At 68.1% G+C, this 16,743-nt stretch carries 10 protein-coding genes and 2 pseudogenes; 5 read left to right on the forward strand and 7 right to left on the reverse strand.

Annotation, left to right across the window (positions count from 1 at the left end; translation table 11 throughout):
* Positions 1–425: 425 nt before the first annotated feature.
* The 3 genes and pseudogenes from PV419_RS02525 to PV419_RS02535 form a co-directional block, all read left to right on the forward strand.
* Complete coding sequence (locus tag PV419_RS02525) at positions 426–3,035, forward strand: glycosyl hydrolase family 65 protein (RefSeq protein ID WP_319685952.1); 2,610 nt, start codon at positions 426–428, stop codon at positions 3,033–3,035.
* Positions 3,036–3,196: 161 nt separating this feature from the next.
* A complete protein-coding gene (locus PV419_RS02530) occupies positions 3,197–3,610 on the forward strand; it encodes a hypothetical protein (RefSeq protein WP_319685953.1) in 414 nt (137 codons plus the stop codon).
* 112 nt (positions 3,611–3,722) lie between these two features.
* A pseudogene (locus tag PV419_RS02535) lies at positions 3,723–4,085 on the forward strand (extracellular solute-binding protein); the annotation flags it as partial.
* 536 nt (positions 4,086–4,621) lie between these two features.
* Here the strand turns inward: PV419_RS02535 and PV419_RS53120 are convergent.
* On the reverse strand, positions 4,622–5,101 hold the full coding sequence (locus PV419_RS53120) for a DUF3459 domain-containing protein (RefSeq protein WP_415925221.1): 480 nt from the start codon (positions 5,099–5,101) through the stop codon (positions 4,622–4,624).
* Between PV419_RS53120 and PV419_RS53125 the strand changes: the two genes are divergently transcribed.
* Positions 5,100–5,477: a hypothetical protein gene (locus tag PV419_RS53125; protein WP_415925209.1), complete on the forward strand. Its 378-nt coding sequence runs from the start codon at positions 5,100–5,102 to the stop codon at positions 5,475–5,477. The two genes, PV419_RS53120 and PV419_RS53125, sit on opposite strands and share 2 nt — an antisense overlap.
* On the opposite strand, the gene PV419_RS02545 is transcribed toward PV419_RS53125, so the two are convergent.
* The 5 genes from PV419_RS02545 to PV419_RS02565 all read right to left on the reverse strand — a co-directional run bounded on the left by PV419_RS02545 (position 5,464) and on the right by PV419_RS02565 (position 13,805).
* The gene (locus PV419_RS02545; RefSeq protein ID WP_319685954.1) at positions 5,464–7,680 is read right to left on the reverse strand and encodes a glycoside hydrolase family 3 N-terminal domain-containing protein; all 2,217 of its coding nucleotides are present in this window, start codon (positions 7,678–7,680) and stop codon (positions 5,464–5,466) included. The two genes, PV419_RS53125 and PV419_RS02545, sit on opposite strands and share 14 nt — an antisense overlap.
* Before the next feature lie 519 nt (positions 7,681–8,199).
* Entirely contained in the window at positions 8,200–10,512 is a 2,313-nt protein-coding gene (locus PV419_RS02550; protein WP_319685955.1) for a glycosyl hydrolase family 65 protein, read from the reverse strand.
* A gap of 106 nt (positions 10,513–10,618) precedes the next feature.
* Positions 10,619–11,506, reverse strand: coding sequence for a carbohydrate ABC transporter permease (locus tag PV419_RS02555; RefSeq protein ID WP_319685956.1), 888 nt, complete (start codon positions 11,504–11,506; stop codon positions 10,619–10,621).
* On the reverse strand, positions 11,503–12,462 hold the full coding sequence (locus PV419_RS02560) for a sugar ABC transporter permease (RefSeq protein ID WP_319685957.1): 960 nt from the start codon (positions 12,460–12,462) through the stop codon (positions 11,503–11,505). Before PV419_RS02560 ends, PV419_RS02555 begins: the two co-directional genes overlap by 4 nt.
* Entirely contained in the window at positions 12,462–13,805 is a 1,344-nt protein-coding gene (locus PV419_RS02565; protein ID WP_319685958.1) for an extracellular solute-binding protein, read from the reverse strand. The genes PV419_RS02560 and PV419_RS02565 overlap by 1 nt, the downstream gene beginning before the upstream one ends.
* A gap of 527 nt (positions 13,806–14,332) precedes the next feature.
* Here PV419_RS02565 and PV419_RS02570 point away from each other — a divergent pair.
* Positions 14,333–15,337 (forward strand): LacI family DNA-binding transcriptional regulator, encoded by a 1,005-nt coding sequence (locus tag PV419_RS02570; protein WP_319685959.1) that lies wholly within the window; start codon positions 14,333–14,335, stop codon positions 15,335–15,337.
* A 336-nt stretch (positions 15,338–15,673) separates the two neighbouring features.
* Here PV419_RS02570 and PV419_RS02575 read toward each other — a convergent pair.
* Positions 15,674–16,663, reverse strand: a pseudogene (locus tag PV419_RS02575) (carbohydrate kinase family protein).
* Positions 16,664–16,743 lie beyond the last annotated feature (80 nt).

The raw sequence follows: 16,743 nt of genomic DNA on the forward strand, positions 1-16,743 counted from the left end.
TGCACCGCGACGCCGCTCTGCGAGCCGCATCGGCAGGCCGTCGTGACACAGCCACGCTTTCCACCCCGAGGAGGTGGCATTCGATGAAGGAATACGGTCACACCGTAGGCGACACAGGAACGAGGCTCGGTACCTCGCGCCGCAGCTCGGCCTGGGCCCGATTCACGGCCGCGGCAACAACCGCGGCGTCAGCGGTATCAATGGTGATCAGCCCGGGTGCCCGCGCCAGAGCCGACGCAAGCGTACGCCTTGGGACCGCGCAGTCGATGGTGCCGTCGGCGACCGTCCGCCCACGCGCCCGCTCACGCACGACCAGGAGGACAGCGTCCATCGGGCTGGCCCTCGCTGGCCTGCTCCTGGGCACGGCAGCGGTGCCCGCCTCGTCCGCACCCGCACCGGGTAAGGCCGGTGGCGACGACGGCTGGGTGCTGAGCACGACCGACACCTCGAAGAACTACTCCCCGACGTTCGTCGGCAACGGCTACTTCGCCGCGCGGGTGCCGGCGGCGGGCCACGGATACGGCAGCGTGCCCATCACCACTCAGTCCCAGCTGGCCGGCTTCTACGGAGCTCCTCGGGAAGGGGCCGAGGAGCGGGCCAGCCTGCCGGCTTGGACCACGCTCGGCTTCGGCGGCAGTGGCAGCGGCGGTGTATACGGCATCGGCAGCTGGTCCTGCGGGTTCAACCAGCTGTGCCCGGCCGCGTACGGGAAGATATCCGGCGGCGCGTTCGTCGAGAACTCCCATTCGGGTGGGATCGTGGGCGGCTACCTGGCCGGCCTGAACACCGGTGGGGCGACGGTCGGCGGCACCGGCGTCGTTCCGATCCGTGATGCGCCGGCCGGCAAGGCCACGCTGGCCATCCGGTACTCCAACGGCAGCGGCGACCCGCAGACCATCCACCTCGGCGTCAATGGCACGCTCCAGCAACTGACCGTTCCCGACTCGGGCGGTTGGGACAAGTGGGCGGTGATAACCCTGCCGGTGACGCTGAAGGCGGGCGCGAACACACTCGCGATCACCGTCAAGGAGGGTGACACGGCGCGGGTGAACGTCGACTACCTCGCGGCGTATCCGGAAGGCGCACAGCCACCCACCGACATAGCCCCCCTGACGGTCGGCACCACCAGCAAGTACCGGCAGTCGCTGGACCTGCGCACCGGGGTGCTGAGCACGTCGTTCGACTGGACCTCGCCAGCGGGCGACAGAACCAGCTTCGCCTACGAGGTCAACGCCAACCGTGCGGAGGGCCATCTGGGCACGGTGAGCGTGCGCGTCGTACCGCACTGGAGCGGAACGGCCACCGTCGTGGATCAGTTCGACGGCCGGGGCCTGCACCGCGCCTCCACCACGAACCCGCATGTGGACGGCAAGAACGCGACGCTCTCGACGACCGTCGTCACCGACGGGAAACTCGCCACCGCCGGGCTGAACTCCGTGCTGCGCGTCAACGACAAGGCCGCGCCGACCAAGGCGATGGCCGTACCCGACGACGGCAGCGCCGCACAGAGCGCCGCGTTCCCGGTCCGCGCCGGTCAGGCCTACCGGATCACCAAGTACGTCGGTATCGCCTCCAGCGTCGACACCGACCGGCCGCTCAAGAAAGCGACCCCGCAGCAGGCCGCCGCGGATACCGCGGCCCGCGCCGCCGAAGCCGGTTACCGGACGGCGATCGACCGCAACAACAAGGCATGGTCACGCCTGTGGAAGTCGGACATCTCGATCCCGGGTGACAGCACCATGACCGCGCAGATCCGCGCGTCGATGTTCTACCTGCTGGCAAGCATGCGCGCCGGAGTCGACTGGAGCACCAGCCCGGGTGGACTGTCCTCGGACGGCTACAGCGGTCACGTGTTCTGGGACATGGAGACCTGGATGTACCCGGCACTGCTCGCCCAGCACCCCGACATCGCCAACGGGGCGAACACCTACCGGCAAAGGCAGCTGCCGACGGCCGAGGCGAACGCCGCCAAGCTGTCCACACCGGAGCAGCCGATCAAGGGCGCGAAGTTCGCCTGGGAGAGCGCGCTGACCGGCAAGGAGACAGCCCCCGACCCCTGGGGCACGTACGAGGTCCACATCAACTCCGACATCGCTCTCGCGCAGTGGCAGTACTACGAAGCGAGCGGCGACAAGGCGTGGCTGCGGGACAAGGCATGGCCGGTTCTGAAGGGCATCGCCGACTACTGGGCCACACGCGCCGTACCCAACGACTCCGGCGGATACGACATCAACGACGTCATGGGCCCGGACGAGTACCACTATCCCGTCGACAACAGCGTGACCACCAACGCCGGCGCACAGGCGTCACTGCGCATCGCGATCCGCGCCGCGGGGCTCGTGGGCCGGACCGCCGACCCGGTGTGGAAGAAGGTCGCCGACGGCCTGAAGATCCCGGTGGACGCGAAGCTCAACATCCACCCCGAGTTCGACGGCTACAGCGGCCAGATCGTCAAGCAGGCCGACGTCACCCTGCTGCAATATCCGTGGGCTGTGCCGATGTCGGCCGGCCTGGCCCAGAACGACCTCGACTACTACAAGGAGCACACCGACCCGGGCGGCCCGTCCATGACGGACGCGATCGCCGCCATCAACGGCGCGGCCCTGGGATCGCCGGGCTGCCAGGTCTACGACTACCTGCGCAACAGCGTGGAGCCGTACCAGGCCGCACCGTTTAACCAGTGGTACGAGACCCGCAACGGCGGAGCGTTCAACTTCACCACCGGCCAGGGCGGCTACCTGCAGGAGTTCCTCTACGGCTTCACCGGGATGCGCTGGGGAACCGACGCCGTCACCCTCGACCCCTTCCTGCCGCAGCAACTGCCGGGCGTCAACATCACCGGGGTGAAATGGCAGGGCCGCACCTTCGACCTGTCAGTCGGCCGGCAGACGACGAAGCTGACCCTGCGCTCCGGTAAGCCGCTTCCCGTGCGCGTCGGCATCGGCAGCGACGACGTGCGCAAGGTCAAGCCCGGCACAGCGCTGAAGGTGCCCACCAGGCACCCAGCAGGCGACGCGACGCAATGCGACTCGTAAACATGGCGGGCGCGGACCCAACCGACCCGCAATCGCCGTAACCGCCGGCCCGGTCTGTAAGTCAGGGCAGACCGGGCCGGCCCGCCCCCTCGGCCGGTGGCATCCGGGCTCTCCGGCCGAGGGGACGCCGAGGACTCAGTGTCTGACCAAGGCGCCGCGCAGTGTCCGCCCCTCTTCAGTCCCTCGCCGACGCGGTGGTGATCCTGACCGCGAGCGAGTCTCCGCACCAGGCCACCGCCCTACTCGGCAGCCAGCCGCATCTCCGGTTGATCCGCGAACCGGTCACCACCGAGAACAGCTTCGTACGAAGATCGCCAAGTGATCATCCGTGCTCCGATGAGACCCGGCTGGTCGACTCCAGCTGGATGACGGAGATGGCCGCCATGAACGGCTTGCAGGCCACCCCGGCCTCGATCAGACCGTGGCGGTTCTTCCCGGGGTCGTGGGACACCACGACGTGCAAGGGCACTTCTTACGGCGTTCCGTTCACCGCCGACACCTCCGTGATCTACTACCGCACCGACACCGCGAAGGCCGGCATTCATGGCGCCCCGGCCGACGACTGGACCGGGTAGTACCTGAAGGAACTGAAGGCCATCCAGGCCACCGCGGGGAAAGAAGAACCCCAGGCTGCGCCACGCCACCCAGCTGCAGACCGGCCTCAACTCCTGGCGGTTCTGGCTGCCGATGGTGTGGCAGCAGGGCGGCGACATCTACGACGCCACCGCCAAGACGTTCACCTTCGACTCTCCCGCGGTCGCCAAGGCCCTGGAGTACTACAACAGCATCTTCAAGAACGGCCTGTCACCGAACGACAAGACCGACTCGGGGCAGGACTTCCAGAACGGGCTGATCGCCACCGTGCAGCAGGGCGCCAGCATTGGTGGCAACCTCCACCTCAACGCTCCCGAGCTGGACGGCAAGTGGCAGACCGTGCCTCTGCCGCAGGGCGAGCGGTCCGTCGGCCTGGCCAGTGGCAGCGACCTGGCGGTCTTCAAGGACGCCAAGAACCCGGACGCGGCGTGGAAGTTCGTCAAGTTCCTCATCGATGTCGACAACATCGCCGCGTACGCAGACGCCACCGGCAACCTGCCCGCCGTTGCCCCTGCCTGGTGCGAGGGGAAGCTGGGCAAGAACCCCAAGATGGCCGCCTTCCATACCCAGCTGCAGGCCACCCACGCCCCGCCGGCCATCACCCCTGGCAGCAGATCGCCGACACCATCGACAGCCAACTGGAGAAGCTCGCCTACAGCAAGGCCACCGTCGCCCAGGTGCAGCAGACCCTTCAGGCCAGGGCCACCAGCATCGGCACCGGCCGCTGAACCGCCGGTACCAGGCGGCAGACTGCAGGCGCAGCCTCTGCGCGAGGTCGACCGGGGCACCCCCCAACGTGGGGCGCGGGAGGTGGCTGTCATGACTACAGACGCACCGGCACGCCAGAGGTCGACGGCCATGCACGTGCGCTGCCCGCACCGTCTGCCGGAGGAGACCTACCGGCACATCTTGGAGATGCTGGCGGAGCTCTCCCCGGTCGTGCAGGCCCTCCCGCCCACCGCGGCCCTGGTGGAGCTCAAGGGCGCCTTGCGCTACCACGACACCGACGCCAGCCACGTGGGCGAGATCCTGCGGGTGCGCACCCTTCCGTGCGCTTTGACGGCGGCTTGCCACCAGGCGTCGTGCATGGGAGTGAACCGGCCGGCGGCCCGGGCTGGTCGAGGGGTTCGGGTGCGCCGGGGCGCATCAGTCCCGGTGCAGCAGACCCGTGGTGTCGGGGGGCAGCAGCCCGTCTTGGTCAGCGGTCCTGAGGCGAGGAGGGGACCGCAGGCGTCGGGAAGTGGGATCGGCTGGTCGGAGAGGTTGACCGCGCACAGGAGGCCGTTGCCGCGTTCGAAGAGGAGTGTGTCGGCCGGACCGTCCAGCCAACGGAGCTCTTCGCCCCGCAGGCCCAGGTTGGTGCGGCGCAGGCGCAGGGCGGAGCGGTAGAGCTGGAGCATGGAGGTGCGGTCGGCCTGGTTGGCTTCGGCGGTGTAGGACTCCCAGTCCTCGGGCTGGGGCAGCCAGGGCATGGCGGACACGGAGGTGCCGAAGCCGAAGGGCGGGGTGTCGCCGGTCCAGGGGAGGGGGACACGGCAGCCGTCGCGGCGAGCGTTCCCAGGTGGGGTCCTGGAGGAGTTCTTCCGGGATGTCTTCTACCTCGTAGAGGCCCAGTTCCTCGCCCTGGTAGATGTAGGCCCCGCCGGGCAGGGCGAACATGAGGAGGGCGGCCGCTCGGGCGCGGCGGGTGCCGAGGGCGAGGTCGCTGGGAATCGGCCGGTTCCGGAACAGGGCCTGCACGCCGGTGTCGGCGCTGCCGTAGCGGGTGACGTGACGCGGCGGGCGGGACAGCGACGAGGCACCAGCTCGCTGAACCGTGGCAGCGTGGCGGATGTCATGGCCGGCTGAGGGTGAAGCGGGCGCGAAGCAGGTCGGCGGGGCGTGAGCTGTGGCCGACGAGCATGTCGAACGCTCCGGGTTCGACGATCCGGCGCCCTTCGGCGTCGACCAGGGAGCATGCCGCGGCGGGGATCGACAGTCGAACCCGCACGCTGTCGCCGGGTGGGATCGCGACCTGCCGCCAGGCCTTGAGTTCCTGCTTTGCCCACGTGACGCTCGTGACCAAGTCGCTGATGTAGGCCTGCACGGTCTCCAGTACCGGCCGGGTGCCGGTGTTGGAGACGTTTACCTCGGCGCGCACCACGCCGTCCCATGGCACGACTTCATCGAGGACGGCCAGGTCGGTGTACTCGATGGTGCTGTAGGACAGGCCCTCCCCGAAGACGAAGAGTGGTTCCTGGGTCAGGTCGGCGTAACGGTCACCGTGCTGGCCGCGCACCTGGTTGTAGTAGACGGGCTGCTGCCCGACATGGCGTGGCACGGACAGGGGCAGGCGTCCCGACGGCTCGATGAGACCGAGTACGAGCTCGGCCACTGCCCGGCCGCCTCGCATGCCTGGGTTGAACGCCTCGATCAGCGCTGCCGCCGCCAGCGCGGCGTCGGGGAGTACCGAGGGCTTGCTGTGGACCAGCACCACGACGACGGGTGTGCCGGTGGCGACGAGCGCCTCGAGGAGGGCGACCTGTCCGCCCTGCAGTTCCAGGGTCGCGGTCGAGCAAGTTTCACCGGTCAGCGCGACGGTGTCTCCGACGACGGCGACGACGTAATCAGCCGCGCGCGCGAGGCTCACCGCCTCCGCGATCTGAGCCTCGTCGACGGGCGCGGGCGCGAACAGCGGCGGACGTGGCTGCCCGTCGGGGTACACCGGTCCTTGCGGGTCCGGCACGAGGCGCCCGATGTCGGCGCCTCGGGCGTAGGTGACCGTCCACCCGTCTGGAACGGCTGCGCGGAAACCGTCGAGCACCGTCGTGACGGTCTCACGCGGGTGCCCGTCCGGCATCCAGTCCACCTGACCGGAAGCGCCGGCCCAGTCGCCGAGCATGGCCTGCGGGTCGTCGCCGTTGGGACCGATCACGGCAATCGTGCGAGGGCCCGCAGGGGTCACGGTGTGCCCCTGACCGTCTACCATCAATCCGCCCTCCAAGGGCAAGGTGCCGTCGTTGCGCAGCAGCACCAGGGACCTTCGGGCGATTTCGAGGTTGAGGGCGGTGTGCTCGGCGCACCCGATCACGTCGGCCTGGCGTGTCCGGTCCGGCGCGCGGGGGTCCTCGAACAGGCCCAGTTCCAGTTTGAGTTTTAGGATCCGCCGGACCGCCTCGTCGATCTCCTCCTCTCGCAGCCGCCCCTGCGCGACTGCTTCCTGGGCGCCCTTGAAGAAGTCCGGGGTGGTCATAACTAGGTCGTTTCCGGCCTGCACTGCGACCGTTGCGGCCTCCACGGCGTCTGCGCAGACCTGCTGCTCCCACACCATCCGGCCCACGTTGTCCCAGTCGGTCACGAGCGTGCCGGTGAACTCCCATTCGCCCTTGAGGACATCGTTCAGGAGCCACTTGTTCGCCGTGATCGGGACCCCGTCCATCGCCTGGTAGCCGAGCATGAACGTGCGACAGCCCTCGCGAGCGACCCTCTCGAACGGCGGCAGGAACCACGAGCGCAGCTTGCGCCGGCTCAGGTCCGCCTCGCTCGCGTCGCGTCCGCCCTGCGTCTCCGAGTAGCCCGCGAAGTGCTTGGCGCAGGCCAGAACCGCTGTCGGGTCGTCCAGTCCCGCTCCCTGATACCCGCAGACCATCGCGGCGCCCAGCTCCCCGATGAGTAGTGGGTCCTCCCCGAAGGTCTCGTTCACACGGCCCCATCGCAGGTCGCGGGTGATGCACAGCACCGGCGAGAAGGTCCAGTGGATGCCCGTCGCGGCGACTTCCACCGCGGTGGCCCGGGCCATGCGCTCAACGAGCTCGGTGTCCCAGGTGCAGGCCATCCCCAACTGCGTGGGGAAGATCGTGGCACCCGGCCAGAACGAATGGCCGTGGATGCAGTCGTCAGCGACGAGCAGCGGGATGCCCAGCCTGGTGTCTGCCGCCAGCTCGACGGCAGCCAGCATGCGCTCGGGCGAGGCATGCAAGATCGACCCGGCCAGCTTCGTGGCCACGACGTCCTCCAAGTCGCCCCGGGCGTCCAGCTGCAGCATCTGCCCGACCTTTTCCGGCAGCGTCATGCGGGCGAGCAGATCCTCGAGGCGTTCCTCGAGCGGTCTCGAAGGGTCCCGGTAGGCCGGTGAGGTCGTGGTCACTGAGCCCACGGGGCGCTCTGGGCGACAGGAGGACTCCGATCCTGCCCCCTGGCACGCAGTTGCCGGGTTCCGGTGTGCTTGTGCACTCATGAGTTCGATCTCCTGGGAGACTGTCGAGACGGTGCATCAGACGCCGTTGCCTGCGGGGGTACGCCTGCAAGCGCGTTGGTCTTGGCCACGTTGCCGAACCGGTGGAGGCTGGGTTCGGGCTGCGGACGACGGTGTCGCAGGCGGCACCGCTTCGCTGAGGGATCCGCGGGGCTCCCTTCGCGTCCGCGGGCCACCAGTCGCAGTGGGTTGTTGCCCTGGGCCTGATGCGCCGCCACTACGACTGCGGTGATGACCGGTTTGCGGCGGGCAGCAACGGCGTCGTGGATGGTCAGGCGGTGGCCGGATTGCCTGTCGCGGCGCTGATGGACGCGGAGAGGGACCGGGAGCTTGCGGTCACGCTCTCCTCGACGCACCGGCGAGGTCACTGGTGGGCAGCGGGTCAGGCCGGCGGGTTGGCAGGATCAGCGGTGCGCCCTGACGCAGTGGGTGTGTCGCGCCCGCGACCTCTACTTGCGTCGGGAGGCCTCCGGTCAGCGTGACCGTGGTGTGCTCCGGGCCGATCGCGACGTCGAACTCGCGTCCCTGCCACAGCATCCGGCGCAGGGTGATGCCGTCCAACTGAGGTGGCAGGGTCGGGTCGAGCCTGAGTCGGTCTTCACGCCAGCGCATCCCGCTGAAGCCGTAGAGGAACACCTGCAGGAAACCGCCCTGTCCGGTGGTGAACGTGAACGCGCCTCCGTGACGTCCCTCGGCGAACTGGTTGAACGGTCCGCGTATGAACGGGTCCACGCTGCGCCGCATGAAGTCGTAGGCTTCGGACCCGGGCATACCCAGAGCGGCGTGGGCGATGGAGTGGATGGAGTCGGTCATGGACGGCCCGTCAGGGTCGGTGCGCGGCACGTAGTAGTCGAGATCGTTCCGCGCGACCTCGGCGGGCATGGGGTGCTCCCAGGGATACTGCAACATCACCACGTCGGCCTGCTTTATGGTTTCGCCGTCGTAGCCGTCGTACTGCGGATGGATGCCCAGCTCCTCGTCGAACAGCACCCGCAGGCCGTCGGCGACCCGGTCCCACTCGGGGTCCGCGGCCACGCCCACGACCTTCGCCGCCCGGGTAGCGATCCGCAGGGCCTTGGCGGCCGCGACGTTGGTGTACACGCTGTTGTCGACCGGGAAGTGGTATTCGTCCGGACCCATCACCTGGTTGATGTCGTAGCCGCCGGTGTCATGGGGAACGGCGGAGCTCACCCAGAACTCGGCGGCACCCTTCAGCACCGGCCAGGCCTTCTCTGCGAGCCAGCCGCGATCGCCGGTGGCGAGGTAGTACTGCCAGTGGGCGAGTGCGACGTCGGCAGTGATGTGGTGTTCGAGGTCACCCATTTCCCAGCCGGGTGGGGTCTGTTCGTCCCCATGCAGCGCGCTTTCCCAGGGGAACCTCGCACCCGCGAACCCTGTTCGGGCCGCATACTCCTGGGCCGTGGCCAGACGCTGCTGGCGATAGGTGTTCATACCCACCGCGATGTCCGGGTGCTGGGCCAGCAGCGCTGGATACATCCAGGTCTCGGTGTCCCAGAAGACGTGCCCGTTGTAACCGTCGCCGGACAAGCCGCACGGGGACAGGCTCCAGTTCACCCCGGCGCGGGCGCTCTCCAGCAGGTAGAACATGCTCGCGCGGACCTGCAGCTGCAGCACCGGATCCCCCAGGACCTCGATATCGGCCCGCCACAGGTCGGCCCACGTCGCCTCGTGCTCGGCCAGCAGGTCCCCGTACCCGGTGTCCGCCGCGGCCGCCGCGGCGGCGCGAGCAGCCGACACCGGGTCTTCGGAGTCCTGGGAACTGGCCACGCCTACGTATTTGGTGACCGTGTACGCGCTGCCGGCCTGCACATCGAAGGTCGTCTGCACACCGACCGACTGGACCTCGTCGGTCTCGAACTCTGCTACGTGTGCCGCCACCCCGGTGGGCAGTTCCAGCCGCGACGCGAGCGCTGCGGTGATGCCCGTGCCGAGCGTCGTCACCGTCTCGTACGACTCGGCCGCCGCACCGTCGTAGCCCTTGCTCGACTGTTCGGTCAGCCTTGCGCTGGTCCCGTCGAAGACCCCGGACACGCGCGCGCTGCCACTCCAGTGCGGGGTGAAGGTGAGCTGGACGGCGGCCACGCGATGCCGGGCCTGGTGCACCAGTACCTGGTAAGTGAGATCGGTGCGGCGGCCCGCCGGTGAGGTCCACGTCGCTTGTGTGGTCAGCAACCCGGCCCGCAGATCCAGTGTCTGCCGGTAGTCGCTGACCGCTCCCTGCTCCCGGTCATCCTGTTCACCTGCCCGCGCCGCCTGGGGTAGCCGGCCATAGGTGCCCGACTCGTCAGAGAACGCCAGCGTGGACCAGGTCGGGATGTTCGCGTACTTCTCGACCGGGCCGTCCTGGGCGAAGAAACCGGCCAGGTGGGCTTGGCTTTCGATCGGCGTCGTCGCGTATCCCGTCCCCGCCGCGGGGATCCGGCCACCGAAATAGCCGTTGCCGAGGAAGGTCGGCGCGTAGTCGTCGTCGGTTTCGGTGGTGCTGAGCGTCCACCCGGTGTCGGGCCGGGACTTTTCTGTGGCGGTGGTGGTGTGGTCGTCGTGACCGGGAGGAGCGTGCTGGGACCGCGCGGGTGCCGGGTCGTGGGTGGGGTTGTCGTGATCGGAGGGGTCTCCGTGGGGGGTCATGCGTGCCCTTCTCGGATGGGTCTTGTCGTGGGGTTCATGGGCTGGGTGCGCTGGGTGGCTGGGCGTAGCCCGGAGTTCGAGAACCGGCCTTCTGAATGTGCGTGGCTCAGGACTTGGAGCCGGACAGGGCGATGCCTTCGACGATCTGGCGTTGCGCGAACGCGAACACGACCAGCATCGGTGCCGCCAGCAATGTCGTGGCGGCCATCAGAGCGGGCCAGTCGGAGGTGTACTGGCCCATGAACTGGTTGACCAGCAGCGGCAGCGTGAACTTCTCGGAGCTGTTGAGGAAGATCAGCGGGGTAAAGAAGTTGTTCCACTGGGCGAGGAAGGTGAAGATCCCCAACGCCGTGAGAGGGGTGCGCAGCAGCGGCAGGATGATCGTCACGAACCTGCGGACCCGTCCGGCGCCGTCGAGCTGGGCGGCTTCCTCCAACTCCACGGGGATGCCTTTGATGTACTGACGTAGCAGGAAGACGCCGAAGGCGTTGAACAGCGCGGGCGGCACGATGATTGCGGCATGGGTGTCCACCCAGCCCAGCCAGCCCATGATGATGTACAGCGGGATGATCGTGAGCTGGCCGGGGACCATCATGGTCGCGAGGAAGACCATGAACAGCCAACGGCGGCCCCAGAAGTCGATCCGCGCGAACGCGTAGGCGGCCATCGCCGAGGTGAGCAGGGAGACCGCGGTGACCGTCAGGGCGATGTAGGTGCTGTTCCAGAGGCCGCGGACGAAGTCGGCCCCCTCCAGTGCGGTGCGGTAGCCCTGCTGGTTCCAGTCCTGAGGGAAGAGCTTGGGCGGCTGCATGAAGATCTCGCCCAGGGGTTTGAACGAGGAGAACAGCATCCAGACGAAGGGCAGCGCCATGCCGATGGCGCTGACGAGGAGGACCGCGTGCAGCAGCAGTTTGTGACGGGCGGGCCGGCCGCGGCCGGAAGCGCCCTTGGCGGTCCTGACCGCGCGGCTGATGGTGTCGGAGAAAGTACTCATTCTGTGTAGTGGACCCATCTCTTCTGGGCTGCGAGCTGGCAGCCGGTGACTACGAGCAGGGCCAGGAACAGGAGCAAGGCGAGAGCCGATGCTTCCCCGAAGTTGAATTCGCCGAAGGCGGTCTGGACCACCTCGTAGACGATGGTGCGGGCGGAGTCCGGAGCCCCGTTGCCGAAGAAGACGTAGATGTAGTCGAACACCTGGAACGAGCCGATGATCGAGGTGATGGAGAGGAACAGGATGGTCGGGGACAGCAGCGGGATGGTGACGTGCCGCAGCTTCTGCCACTCCGAACAGCCGTCCAGCAAGGCGGCCTCCAGGTACGAACGGTCGATGCTCTGCAGCCCGGCCATGAACATGACCAGCTGGTAGCCCAGGCCCTGCCAGATCCCGACGATCGCGAAAGCCGGGATGACGAACCGGGCGTCCTGCAGCCAGTTCGGCGCGGGCAGCCCGATCCCGCGTAGCGCGTTGCTGACCGGGCTGATGTCGGGGTTGAACAGCCACAGCCAGATCGCCGCGACCGCGACCGAAGAGGTGATCACCGGGGCGAAGAACGCCAGCCGGTACACCGGGGTCAGCTTGCCGGCACGCTGCATCAGCAAGGCGAAGAACAATCCCGTGAGCATCAGTCCCGGCACCTGCAACACCGTGAACCAGACGGTGTTGACCGCGGAGCGCTGGATGCGCGGGGAGGACACCACGTCGACGAAGTTGGACAGGCCGGCGAAGGATCGGGTGCCGAACCCGTCCCAGTGGTAGAACGCCAGCACCAGAGCGAACAGCAACGGGCCGACCATGAACACCACCAACCCCAGCAACTGGGGCGCCAGGAACAGGTATCCCGCGGCCGTGTCCCCACGGCGCCGGCGCCGGCTACGGCGGTCCGGGCGGACGTCCGGGTCCCCGGGCCCCTGCTGCGCCGGGGTCCGGGAACGGGCGCTGCTTACGGCCATCAGGACCCCTTGTTGATCAGCTGGACCACCTTGCCGCTGAACGATCTCGGCGTCCCGTTGCCCGCCTTGAGCATCTTGTCCACCAGCCGCGGGAGCTCGTTGGCGACCTTCGCGTTGCCGGCGATCGCGCTGGGGACTGCGTAGCCCTTGGCCGCGACGTCGTTGAACAGGCTGCCGTGCGCGGGCACGTGGCCCTCGGTGACGATGTCGTCCAGGCCCTTGACCGACGGCACCGCGTTGCCGCCGCCGGACAGGCGGAACCTCTGCCCCTCGGCGTTCAGGTAGTTGCCGAGGAACTCCAGCGCCTTGGCCTGGTTCTTGGACTTGGCGTTGACCGACAGCGCCGCCGTGTTGACCGGTACCGGCATGACGTCCTTACCGGACAGGGAGGGCAAGGGGGCGATGTCGAAGCCGAACTTCAGCTTCTTGACGTTCGGCAGGATGACGCGGCTGGAGGTGACGCAGGCCAGCTGGCCGGCGTAGAACAGCACGTCACCGCTCTGTCCCTGCGGGAGGGTGCCGGAGTAGGCGATGTTTCCCGACTTCAACTGCTCGAACAGCCACGCCAGTGCCTCCTGGGACTTGGGGTCGGAGTCGAACACCGCCTTGCCGGAGTCGTCGAAGAGCGTCCCGCCGAAGGTGGACATCCAGCCGAACCAGTCGAACCAGTTGCCGGAACCGATCAGCAGACCCTTCTTCTTGGTGGCGCGGATCTTGTCGAGCAGGTCGGTCAGCGCGTCCTGGGTCCAGGTGCCCGCCTCGAACTGGGCAGCCGGGTCGGTGCTGACGCCCGCCTCGGCCAGGAGGTCCTTGTTGAACCAGAACACCAGCGGACTGCAGTCCACCGGCAGCCCGTACAGCCCGGGGCTGCCATCCGCAGGCCTGCACCACTGGTACAGCCCCTCGTGGAAGTCATCGAGCTTGACCGCGGCGTCGCCACTGTCCAGGTAGTCGGTGAGGTCGAGCAGCTGCTTGGTCTCGATCAGCTTGGCCATGTAGATGTCACCGACGTAGAAGGCGTCGGGAGCAGCGCCGGCCGACAGTTGCGACAGCAGCTTGGAGAGGTAGTCACCCACAACCTGTTGGTAGGTGACCTTCACCCCCAGTTTCTCGGTCATCTTCTCGGAGAACCGACGGAACACCTCCGACTGGGGCGGTCCGTCCCAGCCCGCCCACTTCAGTGCGGGTCCGCTCCCCGCGGAGCCACCGCCGCATGCCGCAAGCGCAGGCGCGGCGGCCAGACCGAGACCGGCGAACATGCCCGCCTTGAGGAGGTTGCGGCGGTCCACAGCCGTGGTGGCAGCCGCCTCCTTGATCACATTCTTGCCTCTGAACACAGTCATCCCTTCCGCTGACGGTACGTCGCCGTAGAGCAGCCCTTGATCGTTTCGCCGCGTCACGGCGCCTGGTCGAGCTTGTGGGCGCAGGTTCGCTGGCCCTCGGTGTCATCGATATAACTTGTGTGTTACCGATAAAACGGGGACCGTAGGGCCGTTTGCCGCAGCAAGTCAAGGGGTCTGCACGCACGAGACGGCGACCGTCGCAGTGGCGCCCACACTGGGGCGCCATCGGGAGGGGCCCGGCATACCCCCTGACCACTTCGCGTATATTCCACCAGGTCACGGGTGTCCTCTGCGGCGCGGGGCATACGCATGACACACCCGGGGGACGCTCGACGACAGCCCTCAGCGATCCTGCGGCCCTGATCGGCGCGACGATACGGTCAGGCGGGCGGGCGGGTCGAACATGCTTGACTGTCGCGCTTCCTGCCCACCAGAATGAGCGGATGGGTTTTACCGATCAACCATCGGTTCCGCGGCGCGGTCGCAAGCCGGCCGCTGAGGGAACGTCCGCGTCGTCAAGGCCGACCATGGCCATGGTGGCGGCGCGGGTGGGAGTCTCCAAGCAGACCGTTCACTACGCCTTGAACTCCCCGGACCGTCTCAGCCCAACAACGTTGCGTCGGGTCCTCAAAGCAGTCGACGAGTTGGGTTACCGACCCAACCAGGCTGCGCGTTCACTGCGAACGCAGTCTCCGCGGGCCGTGGGCTTTCGGCTGTTGCCGACCACCGAAGGTCAGTCGGGCGGGGTCTGGGCGAGCTTTCTCTACGAACTCTCGGTAGCGGCACACCGGGCCGACCATGCGGTCTACTGCCACCCCGCCGCCACCGACGAGGAAGAGATCCAGGTCATCCAGGAGATCTTCAGCACGAACACCGTCGACTGCTTCGTGATCACTTCCACCCAGGACCACGACCCTCGTATCACCTTCCTGCGCGAACGCGGCATTCCCTTCGTCTCCTTCGGGCGCCCCTGGGGGCATCCCATGTCGGACACGTGGTGGGTCGACGTCGACGGCGCCGCCGGTATGGAGCAGGCCGTGGACCATCTCGCCGAACGCGGTCACCGGCGCATTGCCTACTTGGGCTGGGACGGGCGCAACGGGTTCGGGGACGACCGGGAGTCCGGCTGGCGCCGCGCCATGCGTTCACACGGCTTCTCGACCCGTGATCTCGCGGTCCGCGGGCCCGACGAAATCAGCACGGGCCGGGAACTCGCCGGCCGACTCCTCGACAGGAAGACGCCACCAACAGGATTCGTGTGCGTCAGCGACACGATCGCGATCGGTGCACTCCGAGCGTGCCGGGAGCGAGGACTGGCCGCCGGCCGTGACGTCGGCATCGTGGGATTCGACGACAGCGTCGGCGCACACTTCGTCGACCCGGGATTGACCAGCCTCGCCCAGCCACTGGAACTGGTCGCACGACACACCATGCGCCTCCTCCTCGACCGGCTCAAGGACCCAGATGCCAAGGCCGAACAGGTCCTGCTCCGGCCCACCCTCGTGGTCCGGGAAAGCACCGTGCCCCTATGAGCCTCACTGATCGAGAGCCCCGGCGATTGGCCTCTGCACTCTGTCTGCCTCGTAGGCGGCCAGCACGCCCTCTGGAGGTGATCAAGGCTGGCTTGCACGAGTCGGTGCCCCGACGCCGCTGCTTCTGCCCGCCAACGCAGCCACGACCTTCAGCGCAAAGACTGCAGGCGCAGTCTCTGCGCGAGCCCGACCTGGGCAACCCCCAACGGTCTTAGTGTGCCGCCCACCTGAGGGACGGTTGCTGCTGGGCCAACGGTTGAGTGATTGGCATGTGAGCCGTTCGATCATCGCCATGAGCTCCAGAAGTCCTTCGGTGCGCAGAAGCCGAACGCGGACTCAACGGCTCTGGGCCGCCGCGTCAGTCTGCTGTGACGCGTCGCTGGTGGTCGCGTGCTGTGCCAGTTGCTGCGGCCAGGGTGGGTTGGGGCCGGCGACCGAGCAGGTCAGGGCTGCGACCCGGGCGGCGAACCGGCAGGCTTCCGCGACTTCCTCGATCCCGAGCGCGGTCAGCCGTTTGCCGAGGAGTCCTCGGGTATCGAGGTAGCAGTCCGGCGGTGAACGAGTCGCCCGCACCGACCGTGTCAGTAACCGATGTGTGCACCGCGGGTACCTGGATGCGTTCTCCGTCGAGGGAGGCCAGGACGCCGTGGGCGCCGAGCGTGATGAGGACGAGCCGTGCTCCGTCGGCGTGCCAGATGTCGCATGCCTGCTCGGGTGGGGTGTCTGGCAGCAGCAGGGCCAGGTCGTCCTCGCTGAGCCGCAGAATGTCGGCAAGGGCACACCAGTGGGTGAGCCGGTCTCGGTAGACCCGGGGCTCCACCAGGAGCGGCCGGACGTTGGGGTCGATGCTGACGGTGGTGTGCGGTGCGGCTGCCGCGAGGAACTCTTCGACGACCGCCGCGCCGGGGCTCGCACCAGTGCCAGGGAGCCGGTGTGCAGGCAGGTCGTCTCGGACAGGTCCACGTCGGCGAGTTCGTCCCGGGTCCACTGCCAGTCGGCGGTGTCTTGGGCGTGGAAGGAGAACGCGGCCTGTCCGGTGGCGTCCAGTTCGGCCACGGCCAGTGTGCTGGGTTCGGTAGCGATGACGGCGTGCGAGAGGTCGACGCCGGATGCCTCCAAGTGGGCCCGAAAGAGGCGTCCGAAGACGTCGTCGGAGAGCCGTGCGAGGAAGCGGGCCGGGGTGCCGAGGCGGGCCAGGGCGATCGCCGTGTTCGCGGGGCCGCCGCCGGGCAGTACCCGCAGCGCGAGTTCGTTCGGGGCAGGCGGGGGCTGGGTGAAGGCGTCGGCGACGCATTCACCCAGGACGGTGATCTGACGCGGACTCATATGCTGGTCTTTTCTCGGAAGGTACGGGGTGAGCGAGGGCAGGGCTTCGTCGTGGCCTGCCACTGAACAGCTGCGGGTGG

This window comes from Streptomyces sp. ME19-01-6, assembly GCF_033793745.1.
GTDB lineage: Bacteria > Actinomycetota > Actinomycetes > Streptomycetales > Streptomycetaceae > Streptomyces.